Source organism: Humidesulfovibrio idahonensis, from assembly GCF_054657715.1.
In genome coordinates, this window is record NZ_BAAHYE010000003.1 from 165,482 (window position 1) to 189,114 (window position 23,633).

Genomic DNA, 23,633 nt, shown 5'->3' on the forward strand with positions numbered 1-23,633 from the left:
CGTGGATGCGCGTCTGAAAACCGCGGCCATCCTGGCCGCGAGCATCATCGTGCCGGACCAGATCACCAAGGCGGTGATCCAGCGCAAGTACGCCCTATGGGACACGGACCCCGTCATTCCGGGGTTCTTCAACCTGGCGCACGTGCTGAACAAGGGCGCGGCCTTCGGATTCCTGAACAATCCGGACAGCAGTTGGCAGATATGGTTCTTCGCGGCGGTCACCGTTTTCGCCGTGGGCTTCATCTACTTCCTGCTTTCCTCCGCCGACAAGGGCGACCGCTTCTTCATCTGGGGCCTCGGCCTCGTGCTGGGCGGCGCTCTGGGCAATCTCATCGACCGCATCCGCTTCGGCTTCGTGGTCGACTTTCTGGACTTCTACGTGGGCACGTACCACTGGCCCGCGTTCAACGTGGCGGACATCGCCATCACCTGCGGGGCGTTCGCCATCATCATCTCCATGTACATGAAGAACCAGCGCGAGAAGCGCAGCGCAACAAAGCGCCACGCCTAACAAGGAAGGACCTGGCATGTTCACTATACCGGCCCTGGCCCCCTCGCAGTGGATAGCCATCCTTGGCGTGGTGGCCCTGTTCGTCGCCGTCAGCCTGTACGCCATCTGGGACGCCTTCCATCGCGACTTCGGCTCCAGCAACGCCAAGTTCGGGTGGATCCAGCTCGCCGTCATGGTTCCTTTTTTGGGCGGTCTGGCGTATTTGATCTTTGGCAGAAAAAGAGGGAGGAAAATCTGATGAAGCCGACCACGAGCCGCAACATCGTCCTGGCCATCAGCCTGGCAGCCCTGCTTGCGGGCTGCGCCACCAAATCCGACCTGGAGACCCTGCAGAACCAGTCCTACCGGGACCGCCAGGAGAACCGCCGCACGGTGCAGAAGCTCGAGGAGCAGCTGGCCCAGTCGCAGGAGCAGCTGCGCGACGAGATTCAGAAGAGCACCTCGCCCGTGCAGGCCAAGCAGGCCAACACCTGGGCCGAGCTTGAGTCCGTGCGCGTGCAGATCGCCAAGATGCAGGAAAAGCTCGACACCCTGACCGTCAAGCTGAGCGCCATGACCAACTCCGCCTCGGGCGGCCCGAATCTTGTCGATGTGGCCAACGACGTGCAGAACATCAAGACCGCGCTGCAAAGCCAGTTCGGCATGAATTTGGACAACGGCGCGCCGGCCCAGCACACGGATGCCGCCGCCGCGGACAAGGGCGCCAAGACCGCGCCCGCCAAGGCAGAGGCAGCCAAGCCCGCCGCCAAGGAACACGAGGGCATCAAGACCGACACGGCCGAGGCCCTGTTCGCCAAGGCCGACCAGGCCTTCAAGGCGCACAAGTACGAAGAGGCGCGCCAGTATTATTCCGAGTTCGCCACGACGTTCAAGAAGCATCCCAACACCTCCGCCGCCACTTACTGGGTGGGCGAATGCGCGTACAATCTGCAGGACTACGGCAAGGCCGTGCTGGCCTACCAGGAAGTCATCGAGAAGTACCCAAAGAGCTCCAAGTACAAGTCCGCGGTGCTGAAGCAGGGCATGGCCTTCTTCAAGATCGGCAAGGACAAGGCCGGCCGCGCGGTGATGCAGGACCTGATCGAGCGCTTCCCCAGCTCGCCGGAAGCCACCAGCGCCAAGAAGTTCTTGAAGGACCACAAGTAGCCCCGGCGCCACGCCGGATGTGACTCGAAGGCAGCAGCATGACGGAAGAAGTTTCGGCATTCCGCAAGATCATCTACCTCTCCTTCCCGCCTGAAGCCTGCGGCAGGCCGGTGGTGTGCAACCTCGCGCTCCTGTTCAATTTGAGCTTCAATATCCTCAAGGCGGACATAAGCCCCAGGCACGAGGGCAGCCTGACCCTGGAGCTGACCGGCCGCGAGGAGAACTTCCACAAGGGCCTCTCCTATTTGAAGGAGAACGGGGTCAAGATCACCCCGGCCGCCCAGAAGGTCTCCCGCGACGAGGACCTGTGCATGCACTGCGGCGTGTGCACCTCGCTGTGCCGCACCAAGGCCCTCAGCGTCGACCTGGAGACCCGGCAGGTGATCTTCGACGTGGAGAAGTGCTCGGCCTGCGGCATGTGCACCCGGGTGTGCCCGGTGCGCGCCATGATTGTGGACATGAACGAAAACGACCTGAACTGATCCATGCCCCAGGAGGCAGCCGTGGCGGAAGACAACGAACTCCTGCGCGAGCTTATGCAGCGCGTGGCCGACCAGCTGACGAACGACCTGCGCGTGACGCTGACCGCCGCCGTGGAGCGTGAGATTTCCAAGACCCTTTCCGGCGCCCTGCTCGAAGGCGAGTTCTATCGCCGCGTGAACGAGGACCTGCAAAAGGGCTTCAAGGAAATCTACAAGGAAATCAAGGTCGCAAAGACCGCCAACGGACCCATCGCCACCACCGAGGATCCGAACGAGCTGTTCAGCCAGGCCTCCAACCAGCTCGACGCCATTTTGCAGACCACGGAAAGCGCCACGGTCAAGATCATCGACACCATCGAAAATCTGCAGACCCTTTCCGACACGCTGGCCGGCATCGTCAAATCCTTTGAAAAGGGCGGCGTTTCCAAGGCCGAGCGCGAATCTCTGGCCGAGATCAACAGTTCCCTCAGCCAGGACCTCATGAGCATCATGACCACCCTGAGCTTTCAGGACCTCACGGGCCAGCGCATCAAGATCATCATCGAAACCATCAAGAAGATTGAGAAGATCGTGCTTGATGTGTACATGACCACAGGGCTCATGATCAAGGCGCGCACCGAGGCCCCGGCCGGCGAGTCGGACTTCACCCACCTGCAGGCCAAGGCCAAGGACCAGCTCTCCACGCTGCAGGGCCCCCAACTCGACAGCAGCCAGGGCTCCGTGGACGACCTGCTGGCCAGCCTGGGCATGTAGAGCGCTGACCTCCGCCTTGACAGCCACTGGCCGAAAGGGTAGCTAAGCGGTCCTTACGGGCAATTAGCTCAGTTGGATAGAGCGTCGGCCTCCGGAGCCGAAGGTCGGGCGTTCGAGCCGCCCATTGCCCACCATGTAAGTTCAAACGGTTACGTCTTTCGGGGCGTGACCGTTTTTTGTTGCCTGCTCCCCTATTGCTGCCTGACCGCGTTATTTCTGAACGCTCCCTCATCCTGGTCTGCAACAAAGACGCCGACGACTGCGGCTATGGGTTCATGACGAGTGATTCTTCCCGCTGGGCAAGGAACGCCGCATAGCTTTGCTCCAGGTGGCGGGTGGAGAAGAGATAGACGGCCCCGGTGTGCGCCGTGGTGGAGGCGATGTCCTGATAGTCGGGACTTGCCGCCATGCCCTTCAGGACGCTTTCGATCTCCTCCGGAGTCAGGTCGAAGGGGGGCGCCTCGAAGAGCTCCACCGGCACGGGACGGGGATAGTCGCGGGAGTTGGCGCGGATCTCCTCGGCCATGAGCAGAAGCGGGGAGCCCTTGCGGTCCAGAATGCCCGCAAAGGTCCGGCTGAGCAGGTCCGGCGCGTGGTAGAACGTCTGGCCGGAGAGGCCCTGGAAGGCGATGATGCCCGGAGCCGTGGCGAGGGCTGAAGCCAGCAGTGCGTCCCGGTCTTCGGGCGGTGGCGCCTGGGCTTCAGCTTCCAGCCCCACGGGCGAGAGGAAAAAACCGTCGGCCTCCATGGCCGCAAGCACGTCTTCCCGGGTCGCCAGGCGGCCATGGAGGCTGGCCTCGCGCACGGCTTCCACCGCAGCCCCGGTGAAGTCGGCCGTGGCCTCGGACGTCATGACTTGTCCCCCGGCACGAGATTTTTGGCGTGCAGGGCCGTGCCCACGTCCGCCAGCCCCAGCCGCGCGTATGCTTCCCGGGTGGGCGCGCCAGTGGCCTTGTCCCAGCCCATGACCTCGTAGAACATGTCCATGGCCACGCCCATGTCGTCCCGGTCCATGCGGATGGTGCCCGGGGTGAAGGGCTGCGCGCCCTTCGGGTCCTCGTAGACCCAGCGGGGCACGTGGTCATGGGCGGCGCGCATGTCGGCGGTGGCCATGTCGCGGATGGTCAGGGCGCGGTGCAGGGTGAACACGCGTTCTCCGGCCGCGTCCAGCTCCTCGCGGTCGAGGCTCAGGCCCGTGGCCAGGCTGAAAAAGCGGGACTCCAGGCTGTTGTCGCCGCGGTAGCCGCGCTCCTTGATGGGCGAAGCCACCCACGGCCCCATCCAGTTGCAGAGCCCCAGGCAGTCGTGCAGCTCCTTGCGGATCAGCGCCCACTTTGCGCGCTGGGCCTTGTACTTGTTCATGCGCGTGTAGTGGCCCGGGGCGTCCACGGAGTCCGGCGAGCCCCACAGCTCCCCGGCCAGGCGCTTCTGCTCGTGCACGGGCAAGCCGTTGCGCACGAAGTTGGTGTGGGAGTGGCATTGGGCGTCGCGGTTGTACTGGGTGTTGATGATGACCCCGCACTGGCCGTCGTCCTCGTTGGCGTGGTGCTTGGGGTGGCCCATCTTCCAGTAGGTGGTGGCGTGGTCCGCGCCCCAGGACTCCTCGGAGATGCCCCAGTGGTCGAAGGGGCCGCCGGAGCCCTCGCTGAGCACCAGACCCAGCTCGCCCCGCCGCTCGCCGATGCGCGGAATGATGTCCAGCAGGAACGCGGGGTCGCCCGCGCGCCATTTGTCCCAGGGAATGGCGGCGTACTCGGCCGAGCCGAGCTTGGCCTGGAACACGCCGTCGTGCGAGAGCTTGATGAAATCGCGCTGGAGCTGGCCGTAGTTGCTCCATATGCCCATGTCGTCGGCCATGTTCATGCCGATCATGCAGGCTTCCAGCGCGGCCTCGCCCTTGGGGCCGCCGGGCAGGGTCGGGAAGAAGAACCGGCCGAAGTTGAGGGCGATGCAGGTGCCCTGGGCCACCTCGTTCAGGCCGTATTTGGTGGCCATGGCCGGAACCTTGAGGGTGGTGTGGCAGCGGATGGGACAGGAGGTGCAGCCGTTGCCGCGCACGGTGTGCTTCCAGGCCTGCTCGCCCAGGAAGAAGGCCGCGCTGTTGGTGCGGTAAGAAATGCGGCTCATGTCGCGGATGCTGCCGGTGATCTCCACGGGGGGGCTGGCCGCGCCCCAGCGCTTGCCGGGTTCGCCCACCCAGCGCGAGCCGGGGTTGTAGTACTCGGACTCCGGGCTGGGGAAGCTTGGCACCACATGCTGGTTGTTGGCCCCCAGAATGGAAAGGTGGAACTTGACGAGCCGCTCCCACTGCTCCTTGTCTCCCGCAATGCGCAGCCCGCCGCTGCCCTGCACGCCTATGGCCTTGAGATTCTTGGACCCCAAGACGCCGCCCACCCCGCCGGCGGAGTGGGACAGGGAGTTGACCACGGTTGCCAGCGGCGCGAGCTTTTCTCCCGCTTGGCCGATGGCCGCCACCGCACAGTCCGCGCCCATCTCCTGGCTGATCTCAAGGGTGGTGCGGTGGATGCCGCTGCCCCACAGGAACGCGGCGTCGCGCAGCTCCACGCGGCCGTCGCGGATGAACAGCCACACCGGCCTCTCGGCTTTGCCCTCCACAATGATGGCGTCGTACCCCGCATATTTGAGCTTGGCCGCGAACTGGCCGCCCATGTGGCCAGAGCCCACCAGGGCCTTGGGCCAGCAGGAGGGAAAGATGGTGGTGATGGCAGTGCGGCCGCTGCATGGCACGCTGGTGCCGGCCAGCGCGCCGGTGGCGAAGACAAGCTTGTTGGCGACGTCGAAGGGGCCGGTGCCCGCGGGCACCTCCTCCCACAGCACCTGGTAGCCGAGCCCTGTGCCGCCCAGCATGGCCCCGTACTTTTCCCTGGTGTCCTGGGTGCTGATCTTCCCGGTGGAGAGGTCCACCCGCAGCACCTTTCCGGCAAAGCCTCCAGCGGTGATGGTCATGTTGCGCTCCTCAATGGGCTCAGCGGCGGGTTGATTTTCTGCCGGACGGCACGTGGCACTCGACGCAGGCCTTGGCCTTGGCGGCGGAAAGCGCCGTCAGCGTCGCCGCGCCCGGGCGGCCCTCGCGGGTGATGTCGCGCCAGGGCACGTAGCGCAGGGCGCCGGACGGACAGGCCTCCACGCATTTGGGCTTGCCGTTGCACAAAAAGCACTTGGAGGCCTTCTGGCGCTCCTCGTCAAAAGAAATCATGTCCCAGGGGCAGGCCCGCTGGCACAGCCTGCAGCCCACGCAGCGCTTGGCGTTGACCACGCGCGCCCCGGTCTTGGGATCGGCCTGTATGGCGTCCTCCGGACAGGCCGTGGCGCAGGGCACGGGGTGCGGGCACTGGCGGCACACGTTTTGAACCACCAGCCCATTGCCCCAGATTCCCTGCATTGCTGACCCGCCGGTGGGGCCCTCGGGCCCGAAGTTCAGGGTCCGGCCGATCTTGATGCGGGACAGGGAGGGCTGGGCGCGGCCGTCGTTGAACTCCGTGCAGGCCAGTTCGCAACGCTGGCAGCCCACGCACCGTGAAGGATCGGCCAGGATCAAGCCCTTGGCGTTGTCCAGGATCACCAGCGGGGCGCCTGCGGCGCCAAGGGCCTCGCACAGGCCAAGGGCCGTCAGGCTCGATGCGGCGCAGGCCGAAAGCATGAGGAAGCCCCGCCGCGAAAGGCTGGCCTTCATTCCCGCGGCATCGGCCGCCAGGTTGATCCATTCCGGATGTGTCTCGCGCTGCATGAGTCCTCCTGGCAGGGGAATGTCTGCGGGGCCAATCTTGCTCTGAGAATATGCGAGTGAAATACGCGGTGGTCCCTTGCGCGTCAATCCGATTGGCCTCCGCTTGGCCTCCGATCGGCCTCCGATCGGCCGTCGGTCCGCCTCCAGCCCGTCGTCGGCCCGTCGTCGGCCCGTCATCGGCAGGCCAGCCGGACGACAGCACTCCGGTGATGGCCCCTTGGGCGCCACCCCCCTCTCCCGTGGACAGCACGGGAGCGTTGAGCGCTGCATGCGCGGTCTGTCTTCTTGACGATGCCTGAAGGAACCGAGGCGGCTTGTCCGGCCCCACGGCCGCAATAAGCGCAATCCGGCAGCGGAAGAACCGGCGCGCCGGGGGCACATTGACGCCCCACCCGCGGCGAAGTAGATGGAGACGTCGGAAGTGGAGACGCCCGTTGCCCTGGGCGACAGACCGAAGCCGGACAGTTGGGCGGCTGGCATCGCTGCTTCAGCGAAGCATGCAGGCCCGAAAGGAACGAGCCGGTCTGCGGCGCCGAAGGCCGGGCGCTCAAGCCGCCCGCAGCCCCCCATTCAGGCGGTTGCATCCAGCGGCAGAGCCGCTTCGCCCGTTCCCCTGCCGCCGCCGTGTTCCTTGCGTTTCCGCGTTGCGCACCCCTGCGCGCCGCGCCACACTCAAGCCGGGAGATCCCCCAATGCGCAAGCGCTCCGCCCTCGCCCCCATGGCCCTGACGGTCCTCATCGCCCTTGGAGGCTGCGCCAAGTGGCACCCCTTTGCGCCAAACAGCGCCGAGGCGCACCTCTCCCCCACGCGCGGCAATACGGCCAGCGGGCTCATGACCATGCGCGTCCAGGGCGCGGAACTGCTGCTCCAGGGCACGTTCAGCGGGCTCACTCCCGGCGCGCACGGGCTGCACATCCACGAGGGCGGCGACTGCGGCGGCGCGGCCGCGCGCAATGCTGGCGGGCACTTCAATCCCACGGGCGCGCGCCACGGCAATCCGGCCAGTCCCTCGCACCACCTGGGCGATCTGCCCATGCTCACGGCCGGAGAGGACGGCACGGCGCGCTTCCAGGCCCGCATGCCCGGTCTGCGCCTGGAGGACTCGCCCACGGGCATCCTGGGCCGCACCGTCGTCATCACCGCCCGGCCGGACGACGGCACCACGCAGCCCGCCGGCAACTCCGGCCCGGCAGCGGCCTGCGGCGTGATCCGGCCCAAGTAAACCTTTAAGGTCCGGCGACCGCAGCAGGTCCATACGGCTCAAGGCGCAGCGAGATTCGAAGAGCTTCTGCCGCACCTGCCGCCCGCGCGGCAAACAGAGAAGGCCCGGATCACAGGGGCTCCCCGGCCGCAACCCGCCGCGCCGGCACGTCCCGACGAGCGACTGTCAGCGCGGCTTTGGCATGGATGTTCACTCGGTCCTCCGTCGGCAGTTGCGTTCTCGCAAACCCTGGCAGGACCGATTCTGGCCGGATGAACAGCCTCCCAGACCTCGCAGCTAGCGGGCGGAGGCGCCGCCAGCCGTGGCCCGGCCCAGGTTCACGTCCACGCCCAGCACGCCAAGCAGCACGCCCTCCGGCGAGACGATGGGCGCGGAAACCGTGATGCAGTTCTCCTTGGTGGCGCTGGAGACATAGACCTCGGACACGGCCATGCTGCGCGTCTGCGCCGGCTGGGTGAACCAGGGGCGCGTGGACCAGTCGCGGCCCACGGTCGTGGGATCTTCCACCAGCCCGGCCGCGCCGCGCCCGATGTTCGACACCGTCTGCCGCCCCTTGGCGTCGGTAAGATACACAAGCTCCAGCGACGGCTGCTGGTTCAGGGCCTGGCGCATGGCCGACTCCTGGTCCTGACGGCGCAGGGAGCGGATGCGGCTGTCCGCCGCGAGCCCCTCGACGATGGTCTGCACGCTGCCGCTGCCGATGAGCTGGAACACGGCGTTCATGCTCTCCAGCTCCACCACGCGTGCAAGCAGCCCGGCCACGGCGGTCATGGAGCCCTCGGCCCCGGCGAAGCTCTGCTCGCTGATGCCGCGCACCTGGCGCACAATGTCGGTGATGCGGCCGCTGGTGTCGGCCTGCTCGCCCGCGGCCTCGGCAAAGTCGCGGATGTGCCGGGCCGTGTCGCCCGCAAGCTCCACGATTTCGCGCAAGGAGACGCCGGAGCCCTGCGCCAGGTCCACGGCGCGGTTCACGCGGGCCGCCGTCTCCTCCATGTCGCGCTCGGTGCGCTCCACGCCCTGCTGAATGCCCAGGGTGCGCTGCGCCACTTCCTTGGTGGCGCTCATGGTCTTTTCCGCCAGCTTGCGCACTTCGTCGGCCACAACGGCGAAGCCGCGCCCTGCGTCACCGGCGCGCGCGGCCTCGATGGCCGCGTTGAGCGCCAGCAGGTTCGTCTGGTCGGCGATGTCGGTGATGACGTCCATGATCTTTTCCACGGCCAGGGCCTGGCTGCCCAGCTCGCGCACCACGGAGGCCAGATCCTGGGCCTTCTGCTCCACGGAGCGGATGGCGACCACGGTTTCCTCCACGGCCTCGGACCCGCTGCGCGCCTTATCCTGCGCGGTTTGGGCCTGGTCCACGGCGCTGGTGGACCGCGCCACCATCTGCCCAACGGCCTCGTCCAGGCGATCCATGACGCCGCCGGCCTCGCGCATGAGCTGCTGCTGCTTTTGCGCGCCGGCCCCGCCGGACTCGGACAGGCCACGCAGCTCCTCGCAGGAGGAATGGATGCTGCGGATGGCCACGCCCAGAGTGCGCGAAGCGGACAAGAGCCCCTCGCGCCGCGAGGTCTCGGCGTTTTCGCGCGCGGTCACCGTTTCATCGCAGGCGTTGCTCACGGCCCGGGCCGCCTCGTCCACCTGGGCCAGCAGTTCGGCCTCGCGCCGTGCAAGACGCTGATATTCGGTGACGATATTGTCGATCTCATTGCCGAGCATGACAAAATTGTCCTGCTCGCCCGAGGCGCCGGAATGTGCGGCCAAACCACCGGGAGTCTTTGCTTTTGCCAGCCCATTGCGCTTGCACTGTAAATAATTCCGTGTTGTTAGATACATACGTACCAAAATACCCACATTCAAAAGAAAAAGCAGGCTTGCGGCAATACCGCCATAGTCCAACGCGATACTTTGCAGACTTGTCAATTTATCAGAAGCGGACGGCAAGGCCTCCGCACCCGGAAAGGCGAGGACAACCCCCAGAGATAAAGCTGCAACAACCAAAGATAACAAGATGTTCAACGTGTGCTGCCGTGAATCCATGATGTTCCGAACTCCTTGATGAAAAGCTGCCAGTCCCGCGCATGGAGCAAGAACCCGGCCAGCCGTCATCTGCTGAAGCTGTACAAAAAGCATTGCAACCCGAGCCTGATTCTTGCAAAATTCCGCAGTAAGCCCAAAATACGCTTCGGGTTATTCCGCCAATTCCACAGCGACGCATCGGAGTGGGGATGTCTGACGAGAAGTCCACAAAGCGATTGCGCAAACGCGCCCGCAAAGTCTTGTACCGGCTGCTGCTGGGTGTGGCGGCGCTGCTGGTTTTGTGCGCGGCCCTTGTGCTTGCGCTGCCCTCTCTTGTCTCGTCCGACTTCGTGCGCGCCCGCCTCGTAGCCGAGCTGGCCAAGGCCACGGGCAAGCCCGCCCGGCTCGACGCCCTGTCCCTCGGCTGGTCCGACGGCCTGCGCGTGCAGGGCCTTGCCATCGGCAGCGGCGAAATAGCCGACCCGGAATTCCTCGTCAGCCTCGAAAGCCTGCACGCCGAGGTCGGCATCCTGGCCGCCCTGCGCGGCGATGCGCGTCTTCTGTTGGAACTCAAGGGCCTGCGCGCCCGCGTGCCCGCCAAGCCGGAGCCGCCGCAAAAGCCCCTGGCCGAGATTCTGCAAAACGTCTTCGCCCTGCTGCGCGCCGGACTCAGCCCCACGCAGGTGAAGCTGGACGCCCACGTGAAGGTGGACCTCTCGGACATGACCGTGTTCCTGGAGCCCAAGCCCGGCGGCAAGGCTCTGGAACTGCGCAACGTGCGCGTGAACATCGACGCGCCGGGCCTGCGCAGCGCCCCCCTGACCCTGGCTGCAAGCCTCGACGTGTACGCGGACCAGCGCCTCGCGGCCCCGGTGCGCTTCGAGGCCAGCATAGCCGGGCTGCTGACTGCGACGGGCCAGGCCGCTTTGGCCCAGGCCGTGCTCACGGCCAAGGGCCAGGCGCCGGGCGTTGATTTTTCCGCCAGCGGCAGCGTGGCCAAGACCCTCAAGGCCGATCTGCGCATCAAGCTGGACAAGGCCCTGGACGCGGCGCGGGCCTTTTCGCCCTCGCCCCTGCCCGGCGCAAGCGGCGAACTGGCCCTCGGTCTCTCCCTCTTCCAACCCGCCGCGGACAAACTGAACGCCAGCGTGCTCATCTCCGCCGACGCGCTGCGCGCAAGCGGCATCGGCGCGCAGGGCAAATCGGCCGGGCCGCTTTCCCTCAGCCTGCGACAGGAGGCTGAGCTTGATCTCGCCGCGCAGACCATGCGCCTGCCCGGCAGCCTGGAGCTCAAGCCCACGAGCCAGGCGCACTGGCTGGCGGAGCTCACCGGCATAGCCGAGGGCAAGCCCCGCGTCGTCTTGTCCATCAAGCCCCTGCACCTGGCCCTGGGCGAACAGCTTCCGGCCGTGCGCGGCTTTTTGCCTCCGGGCGTCAACATCGGCTCGGCCACCCTCGACGCCGCGTCCATCGACGCCACGGCGAACATCCCCGCGCCCAGACTCTTTCCCAAAATCGAGGCGCGCGTGAGCGGCCTTGCTCTCGACGCAAGCGGCATCGCCCGGCGCGACGCCAAGGGCTCCCTCAGCATCGGCGGGCTGGGGCTGCGCGTGGACTCGGCCAGCGTGAGCCTGCCCGGCTCGCGGCCGGAGGCCGAACCCGGCGAGGAAGCAGCCGGCCAGCCCGGCACGGTCGAGGCCAATCTCTCCCTGCGCGTCAGCGATCTGCGCCAATCCGCCGGGCCCGCCAATGGATTTGCCAACGGATTTACCAACGTATCCGCCAACGGAGCCGCGCAAGGCAAGGCGCTGCGCACGGGCAAAACAACGGATAAAACAACGGACACGCCGCAGCCGGTGGCGCAGGTCCGCGCCGGAAAGAACGCCGGGAACACGGGTGCAATGGCCGTGACCGTGCGCGAATGCAACCTGCCGCGCCTGAATGTGCGCGTGGACGGCTTCAGCCAGTCCGCTGCCGCGCTTTTCGGCGTGCTGGGCAAGGCGCAGGTTGCGCTGGAGGCCCAGGCCAAAGACATTGAAGTCCAAGGCAAGGCGCAGATTCCGGCGCTTTCCGCCGCCTTGCGCCTGCGCGCGGACCTTCCCGCCGCACAAGCCGCCGCACAGGCCGCCGCACCGTCCGCCATGAAGTCCGCCGCGTTGAACCTTGAAGCCCTCGACCTCGCCGCGCCAGTGGTGCGCGTGCTTATGCCCGGCAAAAAGCCGGTGGAGGCCCCGCTGACCTTGCATGCGGCCGCGCCGGACATCCGGCTTTCCGCTGGGGCGTCCGGCGCCATGGTCCCGGCCGTCCAGGCCCTGCACCTGGACCTGGACCTGGGCGCTGCCCTGCGGCTGGCGGCTCAGGCCAGCCTCACCGGCGCGGCAGGACGCGACCTGCGCACCGACGGCCGCATGACCCTGGACGCGGGCAAGCTCCTCGCCCTGGCCGCGCCCTTTGCGCCCGGTCAGGCCAAGGCCTCGGGCGGGCTTTCCGTGGACTGGAAGCTCGCGGCGGCGCTGCCGGAGCAGCAGGCCAAGGCGGGCGCGCAAGGCGCTCCGGCGGCCAAGCAGCTTTCACAGCTGGTGCGGGAGCTGCGCTTCGTCTCCCAGGCCGAGGCCGTGCTGCGTCTGGGCGAGCAGACCTCCGGCGGCAAGAGTCCTGCCGGGCTGAACCTCGACTGGCCCCTGGCGGCCAAGCCCGGCGAGCCCGCGGAGGTGCTGCGTCTGCGAGGGCTTTCCACGCCGCGCCCCCTGCGTTTGAGCACCAGGGACGGCGCGCGGGAGACGACCCTGGCGGGCTCCCTGGCCTTCGGCCCCATGGAGTCCCTGCCGGGCGCGGGCAAGCTTTCCAAGCCCCTGCGCGGGCTGCTGACCATCAACGCGGCCCAGCAGGACGCGCGCTCCGTGCAGCTCTCCGAGGTCCTGCACCTGGACGGCTACGCCCTGGACCAGAACCTCTCGCTGACGGCGGACAAACTGGACAAGGTGCTCGACCGCGACGCAGACCGCCTGGCCGCCGCGCTGGAGCTGATGGACGCGCAGATATCCTTCAGCCTCACCGCCGACAACGTGGCCACGGCCCTGCCCACGGCAGCGGCCAAGGACAAGAAACTCGCCGGCAAGGGCAGGCTGGAGGCCGGGGCCGAGGCGAAGCTCTCCGGCGGCAGAAGCCTGGCCCTGGCCGTGCGGCTGCTGAGCCCGGGGCTGGACCTGAACCTTGGGCCGGACATGGCCATCAGCGGCCTGACGAGCAACGTGCGCTTCGCCCGGCGTTACAGCCTGGCCCCCGGCCTGCGCTGCCCCGGCGATGCCGAGGCGGAATTGACGCCGCTTTCCGAGCAGGTGTTCGATCTCTTTCCCGCCACGCCCAGCGCCCCAACTGCGGGCGAGGCCCTGGGCCAGCTGCTGCGCGGCGCAACGCCCGGCGCAAGCGGCGGGTCCCTCGGCCTGTCGCGCCTCAAGCTCAAGTCCGGCGGCCTGCCCCTGGACATCCGCGACGTGGAGCTGCGCCTGGACGACAGCGGCCCAGTGCCCGGCCTGCGCTCCTTCCGCGCCGGTCTGCTGGGCGGCAACGTGCTGGGCAGCGCGCAAATCCGCAAGAGCGCCGGGCGTTACAGCCTGAACGCCGACCTGGCCTTCACCGGCATCGACCCCGGCAGGTTGTTCCCGGCCAAGGGGCCCAAGGACACGGCGGCCCAGGCCGAGACCTCCGGCCGCGTGCGCCTTGAGGTGCCGCTCACCCCGGACCCGGAAGCCCTGCTCCAACGGCTCAGCCTCCAGGCGGACATCACCAGGATCGGTCCGCGCACGCTGGAGCGCATGCTTTACGCCCTGGATCCGGAGGAGCAGAACGAGACCATCGTGCAGCAGCGCCGCCTCATGGGCATCGGCTACCCGCGCTACCTGCGCGTGGCCGCGGCCTACGGCAACCTCAGCGTTTCCGGCGCGGTGGAGGTGAAGGGCTTCCAGCTCGACCTGCCGCAGGTGGACCGCCTCGCCATCGCCAATCTGCCCATCCGCAAGCAACTGACCAAGCCGCTGGCCGCAGTGCCCGCGCTCATCAAGGCCCTGGACGCCGCGTCCGGGTCGCGCATCTGCCGCAATCCGGCCGACGCCAAGGGCGCGCTGCGCATCGTTCAACCCGCCGCAACGCAAGGAGCAACACGATGAAACGCCTTCTCGCCGCCGTCATGACCGTGGCCCTTTCCGGCTGCACCCTGGCCCAGGTGAAGGTCAACGTGGCCAGCGAGCGCACCTCGCTGGAGAACCAGATCCTCGGCTCGTACAATTCCCTGTCCGAGGAGACCCTGCTCGTGGCCTCCGTGCGCGGGGTCGATCCCCTGGGCCGCATCCAGACCCCGGCGAAAAAGAGCCAGGAGCAGCAGGACGCCGTGACGGCCATGCAGGTGCTCTCGTTCCACGCCGACGATGTAGACGCCTTCAAACGCCTGGGCTGGGTGGGCGAGGACAACCAGGGCCTCCTGAAGCCGCAGGGCATGGCGCGCGACAAGGCCCCGGACGACCTGAAGGACTTCGCCGCGCGCTACGGGCAAAAGGAATTCAACAGCGTCCTGGCCGAGGTCAACGCCGCGCGCGAGGCCATCATGCGCCGCGCCGTGGAGACCAACGCGGCCCTCACCCCGGCCGACATGCCCAAGGTGCGCGCGGTGTTCGCCAAGCTCGCGGCGGACACGGCCAAGCCCGGCGACAAGCTCCAGCTTGCCGACGGCGCATGGACGGTGAAGAAATGAACACGCGCACCCTGCGAGACATCCTGGCAGGCACGGCGCTCACCTTGAGCCTGCTGCCCGGCACCATCTGGCCCGACCAGCTTTTAGCCGCGCCTATGGACAAGCCCCCGGCCACAACCGGCAAAAGCGCCAAGTCCAAGCCCCAGGCCAAGCAAGCCGCGCCCGCGCCCGACCCGGCCGCCTCGGTCAAGGCCTTGGTGGACGACGCCCTGCGGCCCATGGCCCAACGCATCGCCCCGCGCAAACTGGACGTCAATCTGCCCACGCAGGTGAGCTTCGAAACCGGCGCGGTGCAGCAGGCGGACGTGACCCCGGACGGCAAGTGGCTGGCCGTGTCCCGGCTTTCCGGCGGGTATGCGGAGCTGTGGCTGCGCACCCTTGATCCCGCCGTGAGCGTGCTGCCGCGCCGGGTGGCCCCGGCCCTGGCCGACAGGCTCTCGCCCGCGCTTTCGGCCGATGGCAAGCGTCTGGCCTTTGTGGGCATGGAGGACGACGTCAAGGGCGACATCTACCTGCTCGACCTGACCAGTCCAGAGGCCGCGCCGGTCAAGCTCACCGGCCGCGACACCGAGGACGGCGCGCCCGTGTTCTCGCCCGACGGCCGCACCCTGTACTTCCACCAGCGCCTGCCCGGCGAGAGCGCCCGGCGCATCGTTTCCGTTGATCTGGGCGCACAGGCCCTGACCACGCAGGCCACGCCCACGGCGGAGCCCAAGGTCATCGCAACAGGCGGCGACGCCTCGGAACCGGCCATTTCGCCGGACGGCCGCAGGCTGGCCTTCGTCTCCACGCGCCAGGGCCGCCGCAGCGTCTATCTGCAAGACTTGCCCGCCGGTCCGGCGGCTTCGGCCACGCGCCTCACAAGCGGCGGCGGCGACGAGTCCATGCCGCGCTTCAGCCCGGGCGGAACCAAGGTGTACTTCGTCAACGCGCCCGCAACCGCCACGCCAGCAGGGCTCAAGCCGGTCATCGCCAGCGCGGACGCCGTCAAGCCCGGCGGCGCGCCCCTGTTCCTGACCTCGGCGCAAAACGCGGACAGCCAGCCCGTCATCGCGGGCAACAAGCTCTATTTCCTCACCGCCAAAAACGGCCCGGCAAATCTCTGGTCCCTGCCCATGGAGGGCGAGATTCCCGCGCGCCCGGCCCCGGAGCTTCTCGCCCTGGGCGACACGCTGGCCGCGCAGCTTCCCGTGGACCGCAACCTGACCGTTCTGGCCTATGGCCGCGCGGCCGAGGCCGCAGGCGGAACAGGACCCGTGGCCGCCCAGGCGCTGTATGCCCAGGGCCGCCAGTACGAATCCCTCGGCCTCGGAACCGAAGCACTGGCCGCGCACCGCGCCGCCGCAGCCCTGGATGTTGCGCCGCAGTCCGGGTATGCGCGCATCCGCGCCATACTGTTGAGCGCCGCCGCAGAACGCCGCCAGGCTGTGAACGACAAGGGTCGCGCGCAGGCAGGCGCCGCCGCCCAATCCGCCCTCGCCGCCCTGCGGTCCGCGGACCCGCGCGTCGCCGCCCAGGCGGACATCGAGCGCGCGCGCCTGCTCATGCAGCATGGCGCGGACAGCAAGACCCTCATGGAGGCCATACGCATCCTCGACGGCCAGCTTGCGGCCACGGGCCACGACAAGGAGCAGTCCGCCGAGGCGCTCTACCTCAAGGCCGAAACCTTCGGCCGCATCGGGCAGATCCAGTCCGTGCTGCCGCTCTATGCCCAGGTCATCCGCCAATACCCGGAGGACGGCCCCTGGGCCGATCAGGCCGTGTCGCGCGTGGTGGACCAGACAGTGGCCAGCGCGGGCGAAAAGTACGAGGACCGCGCCCAGGCCCTGGCGCTGTTGTCCGAGCAATACCGCAAGGACCTGCCCAAGCTGGCCCTGGGCGCGCAAAACCGCCTGGGCGACGTGTATTACGCCGCCGACGAATGGGCCAAGGCCAAGGACGCCTACCGGCAGTCCATCAGCACCGCGCGGGAGACGCCGCAGGTGGCCACCCAGCTTGCAGCGGCGCGTTTGGCCCTGGCCGAGATCCTGTACCGCGAGGAACGCTTCCACCAGGCCCTGGACCTCTACGAAACCGAAATGGCCGCGCGCCCCTATGAGGACCGCCTGTACCGCCTGGCCAAGGCCGCGCATCTGCGCAAATCCGTGGCCGCGGGCGACTACCTGCTGCGCATCGGCGAGGTGCCCTCGGCCCGCGCCATCTTCGGCGGCCTGCTGCGCGACGACCCGGACTTCGTGCCCGCGCACCGGGGGCTCATCCGCGCCAGCGCGGCGCTGGGGACCATCCCCGCCACCTTGGCGGACTACCGCGCCAAACTTGCGGCAAAGCCCGGCAACGCCACCCTGCTCTACGCCACGGGCCTGACCATGACCTATCTGGACGGCAAGGCCGCCCTGCTCGATGCGCGCAGGCTCGTCAGCCAGGCCATCTTGAAGAACGGGCAGATGGAGTACTTCCACCAGACCCTGGGCTACATCGACGAGGTGCTGGAGACCGTGCACCATGAAAACGGCAGGTTGGAAGGCGCCCTCGAGTCGTACCAGCGCGCGCGCTTTTTGAACGCGGCCGAGCAGAACCCGGAGAACGCCGCCAACCTCGACCTGAACATCGGCAACGTGCACTTTTTGCTGGGCCAGTACGCCAGCGCCTTCGAGTCCTACGGCAAGCGCTTCGATTCCAAGGTGCCCTTTGACAATGAAGAGACCGAGATCCTGTTCTACCAGCGTTTCGGGGCCTCGGCCTTCCAGGCACGGGAGCCGCAAAAGCCCATCCAGGCCTACGCCAAGTCCCTGGAGCTGGTGGAGAAGCGCATCCAGCCCAAGTACGCGTCAGAGGTCTTCGGACGCATCAACAAGTTCGTGTTCGACCGCGTGCTCACCCCGGCCCTGGGGCACGCGGAGGTTGCCGAAAAGGCCAAGGCCCTGGCCACGCGCCAAAGCGAGCTGAACAACCAGCTCTTCGAGGCCAGCATCAAGCCCGCCGGCCCGCCGCCGGACCCGGCCTGGAAGACCTACGTCGCCGCGGTCACGTCCCTGCTGGCCGAGCAGGAGCGCATCATCCGCGAGCTGCCGCCGCTCATGCGCGAGAACACGGATGCGAACATGCAGACCCTCGCCGTCATGGCCGGAAAGGTGCGCGAGGCCCTGGGCTTTCCGCCGCGCTTCGTCCAGCTGCGGGCGGAGCTGAACGACCGCCTGGGCCTGGCCTATCAGGAAACCGGCCGCTGGCGAGAGGCGCGCGAGTGCTTTGAAAAGGCCCTGGCCATGAACACGGCCCTGGGCTTGAACCAGAACCTGACGGCCAACCAACGCTCCGTTTCGTACAACGCCTTCATGGAGGCCGGGCTCAGCACCGGCCAGGACCGCGACAGGCTCCTCGCCCAGGCCGAGGACGGCTTCCGCCGCATCCCGGAGCTGGTGGGCAAATACGGCGTGGCGGACAAGCGGGGCGGCGGCCGCAAGGGCGGGCTCATCAACCTGGAGTTCGAGGTGGCGCTGGACAAGGGCGCGGCCTCCCAGGCCACCTATGGCTTCAGCGCCGCGCAGGAGCTGCGCCTGGCCGAGACCTTCCTCTCGCGCATCGCCACGGAGCGCGGCCGCCCGCGCGAGGCCCTCGGCCTTGTGGAGCGCCAGTCCGAAAAGTTCGAAAAAGGCGCGGTGGCCCAGCAGGACGCCTTCGGCGCGTCGCTGTTGCTGCACCGGGCCGGTCTGCTGGAGACCTCCCTCGGACGCGAGGCCCAGGCTTACGAGCGCTTCCGCCGCTCGGCCGAGCTGGCGCTGGAGATGAAGAACCCGGTCAGCGCGTCCCTCAATGTGGCCGACATGGCCGCTGCGCTCATGTCCATGCCCGCCGGGCAAGCGCCCGGCTCCGGCGCTTTCGCCGCGCGTCTGGCCGAGCTGCGCCGCCTGGAGGAACAGACCGCCCAGGCCCTGCGCCAAAGCTCCCTCGGCGCGGACAGCCTCGCCGCCGCAGCCTTCCACAACGTCATGGCCGCCCACGACATGGCCCTGGCCGACCGCCTGGGCGCCAATTTGAGCGCCAATCCGGCCACTGGCGCGGACGCCGTCACGAACGCCGCCCTGCGCATGGACTCCCTTTCCCGCGCGGGCCAGCGCCTGGCCGACGGTCTGGCCTGGTTCGCCGCCAACCCGCCCGCCACGCGCCAGGGCTTCGCCCTCAACGCCGCCCTGCGCCTCAACCAGGCCGATTTGGCCCTGCGCCTGGGCGAGGACAAGCAGCGCGCCTTGAGTTTGCAAAGCGCCCTGGTCCTGGCGGACCGAGGCCTGCTGCCCGGTTTGCGCTGGCGCGCACTGGCCGGGCTTGGACAGTTGCAGGAGGCCCTTGGCGTGGTCGAGACCCTGCCGGTGGACGAGCTGGCCTGCGGACCGAGCGAGATCTCCCGCGTCTTTGCGCCGCTGGTGGCCGCGCAATTGAGCGCGGGCAAAACCGAGGACGCCTATAATCTGCAGGAGCGCCTGACCGAGCTGGAGCGCGTGGGCCGCATGGGACGCCTGGGCGTGCCCAGCCCCAGCGCCACGGAGCTTGGCCTGCTGCGCCGCAGCGGGGCGCGCCTGCTGGCCCTGCGCGACCTCAAGGCCCGCGTGGCCGCCACGGCCGGGCAGGAGCGTTTGGACCTCTCGCGCCGCGTGGACCAGGAAGAGGAGATTCTGAAGCGCGACCTGGGCGCGGAGCGCGAGTTCCTGCCCGGTGTGGCGCGCCTGGGCGCAAGCCCGGCCGAACAGGACTGGCTGACCATTCTCTTCGGCCTTTCGGCCGAGCTTTCCGCCACGGCGGACACGACCATCGCCGCCGGAGACAGCCCCGCGGGAACCGCCCTGCGCCGCCGCCACGCGGACCTCGCCGCGCGTTTGGCCGCCCTCAAGGCCGAGGCCGCAAAGACCCTGGGCCGACAGGACGCCCCGGGAGCCCTGGGCCTTGTGCTGGCCGCGCCCAGCGAGGCCATGGACCTCATGGAGGCGCTGCCCAAGGGAACCAGCGCCCTGCGCGTGGTCCTGCTGCCGGGCAATGCATGGACAGGCTTCCGCATCGACGCCGACACCATCCGCGCGGTGAGCCTGGGCAATGGCGCGGCTCCGGCCCTGCCGCCCCTGGCCGTGAACGAAAAGCGCCTGCTGCTCATCGACGAGCCGGCCATCCTGGCCCCGCGGGATGCGCAAAGCGCCCTGGCCCTGGGGCTTTCCGGCACGCACATGCGGCGCAGCCTGGCCGCGCGCAAGCCCTTCCGCCGCAATCTCGTGTTCGTGTCCGGCACGCCAGCCGCCTTTGCCGCGCCGCAGGCCTTCCAGGCCGCCAGCCTTGACCCGGCCCGCGCGGATCTGCCCGAGGCCGCGGCCGGGGCGCACACCCTGGTGGCGAACACGCCCGTGCGCGCCGCGCAGACCGCGCCGAGCAGGCAGGACGAGCTGCCGGTGCGCTTCCTGGCACTGACGCCGGACAAGAGCGAGCCCCGCGCCCTGGCCGACATGGCCGCGCGCCTGCAGGACGCCTCACTGGCTGTGCTGACGCAGGCCGCGCCCCAGGATTTGGCCCTGACGGCGCAATTGCTCGCGCTCTATGGCGTGCCCTCGGTGCTGGCCGAACCCACCGTCACGGCTGCGGGCGCAAGCCCCACCGCGCCGAAAAGCTTTGTCGAGCCCTTCCTCGGCGCCTACGCCGAGGCCTCGGCCTCCAGCGCCACGGCCACGGCCCAGGCTGCCGCCCAAGGCGAGAACGCCCCGCCCTGGCTGCTGTTCGGCGATCCCGGTCTGAACGCCCAGGAAGCCGGAGTCTTCGCCGCCGGACAGTTCGCCCGCTACGTGCGCACCGGCATGGACGCCTTCAAGGCGGGCAAGAACGCCCAGGCCCTGTCTCAATTTGAAAATGCTCTGCGCGTGGCGCGGGCGTCCGATCAGTTCAGGAAGCATCTGCTGGACCTGCTTTCCTACGGACGCGAGAGCGCCTACGGGGCCGAGCAGTATGAGAAGTCCCTGGCCTTCGCCAAGGAGCTGGTGGCCCTGGTGGCCAAGGCCCAGCCGGACACCCCGGCCCATGCCGAGGCGCTGCTGCGTCTTGGCCTGGTGCAGGCGCGCCTGGAGCAGTACGCCCAGGCCGTCCCCACGCTGGAGCAGGCCACGGAGATGCTGGCCAACCTGGAGCTCGCGCCCAAGGAGATCGAGGCCCTTTCCAGCCTGGGCGCCGTGCTGGAGAACGCCATCCAGTACGACCGCGCCCTGACGCGCTTCGAGGGCGCGGCCAAGCTTTCGAAGAAGGCCGGCCCGCAGGAGCTGGTGGCCAAGCAGTACATGAGCATCGGGCGCATCCACGACATGCGCCTTTCGCAATACGCCCAGGCCAAGGCCGCCTACGGCGAGGGGCTGCGCATCTACACGGCCCTCGGCCGCAAGGCCGACATGGCCCAGGCCCTGCTCGACCTGGGCCGCTGCGAACGCCTCCTGGGCAACTTCCCCGGAGCCGAGGCCAAGTACGAGGAGGCCCTCAAGCTCGCCGGGCCGGGCAAGGAGCAGGAACGCCTGCGCGACCGCATCGTCATCGAGCAGGCGGGCAACGCCTGGTACCAGGCGCGCTTCCAGCAGGCCTTCGACTTGCAGCGGCAGGTGCTCAAGAGCGCCGAGCTGAACGGCTGGGTGCTGGAGCAGGTCATCGCCCACAACACCGCCGGGCTCTTATGGTGGAGCCTGGGCGACCACGAGCGCGCCGTGCGCGAGCTCGACGCCGCCCTGCCCCTGGCCCAAAGCCTGCGCATCCGCAAGGACGAAGTCGCCACCACCCTGAACAACCGGGGGCTGGTGGAGCGCGACATGGGCAAGCCGGAAAAGGCCCTGGGGACCCTGAACGAGGCCCTGGCCATCGACCGCGAGATACGCTCGCGCTGGGCCATCGCCTATGATCTGCGCAACATCGCCCAGACGCGCATCCGCATGGGCGACGCCAAGAAGGCCCTGCCTCTGCTGGACGAGGCCCTTTCCATCGTGGCCGCAACCGGCAACCGCATCAACCAGACCAAGATACTGCTGGCCCAGGGCGAGGCCGAGCTGTCCCTCGGCAACGCGGAAAAGGCCAAGGCCGCCTTCACCCAGGCAGACGAGCTCTCCCGCTCCATGGGCCTGCGCGACAGCCAGTGGCGCGCCCTGCACGGGCTGGCCCGACTGGACATCAACGCCAAGCGCCAGCGCGAAGCCCGCGCCAAGCTTGAGCAGGCCGTGGGCGTCATCGAGGGCATGCGCGCCGAACTCAAGGTGGATCAGCTGAAGGACGGCTTCATCGCCGACAAGGCCGTGGTGTATGAGGATCTGGTGACGCTTCTGGCCGACATGGGCGAAACGGCCGAAAGCTTCCGCACGGCCGAGCGCTCCCGCGCCCGCAACCTGATCGACCTCTTGGGCAACAAGCGCCGCGCGCCCCAACGCAAGGAGGACAAGGCCCTTTACGAGCGCATCAGCGCCCTGCGCACGCAGCTTGGCGAGCAGGAGGCCCTGCTGGCCCACGCCCAGAACCCGGGCGAGCGCGAGGTCTACGGCCGCGGGGTCAAGCGCATGCAGGACGAATACCGCGACGTGCTGCTGGAGCTGCAGGCCAACCGCCCGGACATCGCGAACCTCGTCTCCGTGAACCCGCTGACCCTGGCCGAGGTGCAGAAGCTGCTCGAGCCCGGCGTGGGGCTGCTCACTTACTATGTCACCAAGGACGAGGTGCTCTGCTGGGCCGTCACGGCCGGGCAGGTGGATCTGACGCGCACCCGCCTGGGACGCGAGAGCCTGGGCAAGATGGTGCTGACCTACCGGCGCATGCTCCAAAACCTGGAGCCGGCGGAAACGCACGGCCAGGAGCTGTATTCCCTGCTCATCGCGCCCACGCTGCCCAAGCTCAAGGGCGTCACGACCCTTGGCGTCATCCCGCACGACAGCCTGCACACCCTGGCCTTCGCCACGCTCTTCGACGGCGAGAACTATCTGGTGGACCGCTACCCGCTCTTTGAACTGCCGAGCGCCAGCGTGTACCGCTTCACTGTGGAGCGCCGCAAGACGGAGCGCAACACCAAGGTGCTGGCCGTGGGCAACCCGGACCTGAAGGACCAGTCCCTGGAGCTGCCCTTTGCCGAACGCGAGGTGGGCTCCCTGGCCTGGAACTATCCCAACATGACCGCGCTGACCCGCGAGAAGGCCACCAAGGACTGGATCTCCCGGCACATAGCCGAGTTCGGCATCATCCACCTGGCCACCCACGGCGAGTTCGACCCGGTGAACCCGCTGTTCTCGGCCCTCAAGCTGGCGGGCACAAAGAAGAACGCCGACGGCGACCTGGAGGCCGCGGAGATCTTCGACCTCACGATCACGGCGGACCTGATCGTGCTTTCGGCCTGCCAAACGGGCCTGGGCAAGGTGACCAGCGGCGACGAGGTGCAGGGCATGAATCAGGCCTTCCTCTATGCCGGCACCCACGCGCTCGTCTCCAGCCTGTGGCGCGTCAGCGACATCTCCACGGCCATGCTCATGAAGCAGTTCTACCGTGAGTACCAGACCCGGCCCAAGGCCGAGAGCCTGCGCCGGGCCATGCTGCACGTGAAGACGCGCTTCCCGCATCCCGGCTACTGGGGCGCGTTCAACCTCACGGGCGACTACAAGTAGGAAGGGGGGAGCGCTAGGGCTTGGGCGTCATGGGCCCTGGATCAAGAGGCCTGGGATCAAGAGGCCCGGCCTCGACGGTCCTGGCCTTGAGGGTCAGGCCCTGGCCGCGCGGCACCAGCACGGCCTCGCCGTTTCGGATGGCGATGTCCTGGTCCGGGTCGAAGCGGGCCTTCTGGAGCACGCCGTTGACGAAGATGTCCTGCCCGTCCACGGTGATCTTGTAGGACTGGGCCTTGTGCGCGGGCTGCCACTTGCCCACGCCCGCGCTTGTGGGCAGGTCCTCGTAGCGCTGCTGGGCAGGGGCCGGGGCCGCGCAGAGCAGCAGCGCCGCGCAGAGTGCGATTCTCTTCATGGCAAACTCC

The 23,633-nt window shown here is 68.2% G+C and carries 14 protein-coding genes and 1 tRNA gene; 10 read left to right on the forward strand and 5 right to left on the reverse strand.

Annotated elements, in window-relative coordinates:
- The first annotated feature begins 1 nt into the window (after position 1).
- The 6 genes from lspA to ACYQ4W_RS07510 all read left to right on the forward strand — a co-directional run bounded on the left by lspA (position 2) and on the right by ACYQ4W_RS07510 (position 3,026).
- Entirely contained in the window at positions 2-511 is a 510-nt protein-coding gene (gene lspA, locus ACYQ4W_RS07485) for a signal peptidase II (protein WP_459854789.1), read from the forward strand.
- Between the two features lie 16 nt (positions 512-527).
- Positions 528-749, forward strand: coding sequence for a PLDc N-terminal domain-containing protein (locus ACYQ4W_RS07490; protein WP_459854791.1), 222 nt, complete (start codon positions 528-530; stop codon positions 747-749).
- A complete protein-coding gene (locus ACYQ4W_RS07495; protein ID WP_459854794.1) occupies positions 749-1,657 on the forward strand; it encodes a tetratricopeptide repeat protein in 909 nt (302 codons plus the stop codon). Before ACYQ4W_RS07490 ends, ACYQ4W_RS07495 begins: the two co-directional genes overlap by 1 nt.
- A gap of 38 nt (positions 1,658-1,695) precedes the next feature.
- Complete coding sequence (locus tag ACYQ4W_RS07500; RefSeq protein WP_459854797.1) at positions 1,696-2,139, forward strand: NIL domain-containing protein; 444 nt, start codon at positions 1,696-1,698, stop codon at positions 2,137-2,139.
- A 21-nt stretch (positions 2,140-2,160) separates the two neighbouring features.
- Positions 2,161-2,892 carry a protein phosphatase CheZ gene (locus ACYQ4W_RS07505; protein ID WP_459854799.1) on the forward strand — a complete coding sequence of 244 codons (732 nt, stop codon included), beginning with the start codon at positions 2,161-2,163 and terminating at the stop codon, positions 2,890-2,892.
- Positions 2,893-2,949: 57 nt separating this feature from the next.
- Positions 2,950-3,026: transfer RNA gene (locus ACYQ4W_RS07510), tRNA-Arg, on the forward strand.
- Between the two features lie 131 nt (positions 3,027-3,157).
- Here ACYQ4W_RS07510 and ACYQ4W_RS07515 read toward each other — a convergent pair.
- From ACYQ4W_RS07515 to ACYQ4W_RS07525, 3 genes are read right to left on the reverse strand one after another with little or no spacing between them, the layout of a single operon-like run.
- Positions 3,158-3,745: a hypothetical protein gene (locus ACYQ4W_RS07515; protein ID WP_459854801.1), complete on the reverse strand. Its 588-nt coding sequence runs from the start codon at positions 3,743-3,745 to the stop codon at positions 3,158-3,160.
- Positions 3,742-5,859 (reverse strand): aldehyde ferredoxin oxidoreductase, encoded by a 2,118-nt coding sequence (locus ACYQ4W_RS07520; RefSeq protein ID WP_459854804.1) that lies wholly within the window; start codon positions 5,857-5,859, stop codon positions 3,742-3,744. Before ACYQ4W_RS07520 ends, ACYQ4W_RS07515 begins: the two co-directional genes overlap by 4 nt.
- A gap of 19 nt (positions 5,860-5,878) precedes the next feature.
- Positions 5,879-6,640, reverse strand: a complete 762-nt coding sequence (locus tag ACYQ4W_RS07525) for a 4Fe-4S dicluster domain-containing protein (RefSeq protein WP_459854806.1) — start codon at positions 6,638-6,640, stop codon at positions 5,879-5,881.
- A gap of 692 nt (positions 6,641-7,332) precedes the next feature.
- On the opposite strand from ACYQ4W_RS07525, the gene ACYQ4W_RS07530 reads away from it, so the two are divergent.
- The gene (locus ACYQ4W_RS07530) at positions 7,333-7,863 is read left to right on the forward strand and encodes a superoxide dismutase family protein (RefSeq protein ID WP_459854808.1); all 531 of its coding nucleotides are present in this window, start codon (positions 7,333-7,335) and stop codon (positions 7,861-7,863) included.
- A 276-nt stretch (positions 7,864-8,139) separates the two neighbouring features.
- On the opposite strand, the gene ACYQ4W_RS07535 is transcribed toward ACYQ4W_RS07530, so the two are convergent.
- Positions 8,140-9,579 carry a methyl-accepting chemotaxis protein gene (locus ACYQ4W_RS07535; RefSeq protein WP_459854811.1) on the reverse strand — a complete coding sequence of 480 codons (1,440 nt, stop codon included), beginning with the start codon at positions 9,577-9,579 and terminating at the stop codon, positions 8,140-8,142.
- A 509-nt stretch (positions 9,580-10,088) separates the two neighbouring features.
- Here ACYQ4W_RS07535 and ACYQ4W_RS07540 point away from each other — a divergent pair.
- Genes ACYQ4W_RS07540 through ACYQ4W_RS07550 form a run of 3 tightly spaced genes read left to right on the forward strand, consistent with a single transcriptional unit; the run spans position 10,089 to position 23,271 of the window.
- The gene (locus ACYQ4W_RS07540) at positions 10,089-14,045 is read left to right on the forward strand and encodes a hypothetical protein (protein WP_459854814.1); all 3,957 of its coding nucleotides are present in this window, start codon (positions 10,089-10,091) and stop codon (positions 14,043-14,045) included.
- Positions 14,042-14,626 (forward strand): DUF1318 domain-containing protein, encoded by a 585-nt coding sequence (locus tag ACYQ4W_RS07545; protein WP_459854817.1) that lies wholly within the window; start codon positions 14,042-14,044, stop codon positions 14,624-14,626. Before ACYQ4W_RS07540 ends, ACYQ4W_RS07545 begins: the two co-directional genes overlap by 4 nt.
- Positions 14,623-23,271 (forward strand): CHAT domain-containing protein, encoded by an 8,649-nt coding sequence (locus ACYQ4W_RS07550; RefSeq protein WP_459854819.1) that lies wholly within the window; start codon positions 14,623-14,625, stop codon positions 23,269-23,271. Before ACYQ4W_RS07545 ends, ACYQ4W_RS07550 begins: the two co-directional genes overlap by 4 nt.
- Positions 23,272-23,284: 13 nt before the next feature.
- On the opposite strand, the gene ACYQ4W_RS07555 is transcribed toward ACYQ4W_RS07550, so the two are convergent.
- Positions 23,285-23,623: a hypothetical protein gene (locus ACYQ4W_RS07555; protein WP_459854821.1), complete on the reverse strand. Its 339-nt coding sequence runs from the start codon at positions 23,621-23,623 to the stop codon at positions 23,285-23,287.
- Positions 23,624-23,633 lie beyond the last annotated feature (10 nt).

Bases quoted from the DNA above. Each gene is read 5' to 3' on its own strand.
- ACYQ4W_RS07490 (WP_459854791.1), top strand. From the start codon at position 528: ATGTTCACTATACCGGCCCTGGCCCCCTCGCAGTGGATAGCCATCCTT.
- ACYQ4W_RS07495 (WP_459854794.1), top strand. From the start codon at position 749: ATGAAGCCGACCACGAGCCGCAACATCGTCCTGGCCATCAGCCTGGCA.
- ACYQ4W_RS07500 (WP_459854797.1), top strand. From the start codon at position 1,696: ATGACGGAAGAAGTTTCGGCATTCCGCAAGATCATCTACCTCTCCTTC.
- ACYQ4W_RS07515 (WP_459854801.1), bottom strand. From the start codon at position 3,745: ATGACGTCCGAGGCCACGGCCGACTTCACCGGGGCTGCGGTGGAAGCC.
- ACYQ4W_RS07520 (WP_459854804.1), bottom strand. From the start codon at position 5,859: ATGACCATCACCGCTGGAGGCTTTGCCGGAAAGGTGCTGCGGGTGGAC.
- ACYQ4W_RS07525 (WP_459854806.1), bottom strand. From the start codon at position 6,640: ATGCAGCGCGAGACACATCCGGAATGGATCAACCTGGCGGCCGATGCC.
- ACYQ4W_RS07530 (WP_459854808.1), top strand. From the start codon at position 7,333: ATGCGCAAGCGCTCCGCCCTCGCCCCCATGGCCCTGACGGTCCTCATC.
- ACYQ4W_RS07535 (WP_459854811.1), bottom strand. From the start codon at position 9,579: ATGCTCGGCAATGAGATCGACAATATCGTCACCGAATATCAGCGTCTT.
- ACYQ4W_RS07540 (WP_459854814.1), top strand. From the start codon at position 10,089: ATGTCTGACGAGAAGTCCACAAAGCGATTGCGCAAACGCGCCCGCAAA.
- ACYQ4W_RS07545 (WP_459854817.1), top strand. From the start codon at position 14,042: ATGAAACGCCTTCTCGCCGCCGTCATGACCGTGGCCCTTTCCGGCTGC.
- ACYQ4W_RS07550 (WP_459854819.1), top strand. From the start codon at position 14,623: ATGAACACGCGCACCCTGCGAGACATCCTGGCAGGCACGGCGCTCACC.
- ACYQ4W_RS07555 (WP_459854821.1), bottom strand. From the start codon at position 23,623: ATGAAGAGAATCGCACTCTGCGCGGCGCTGCTGCTCTGCGCGGCCCCG.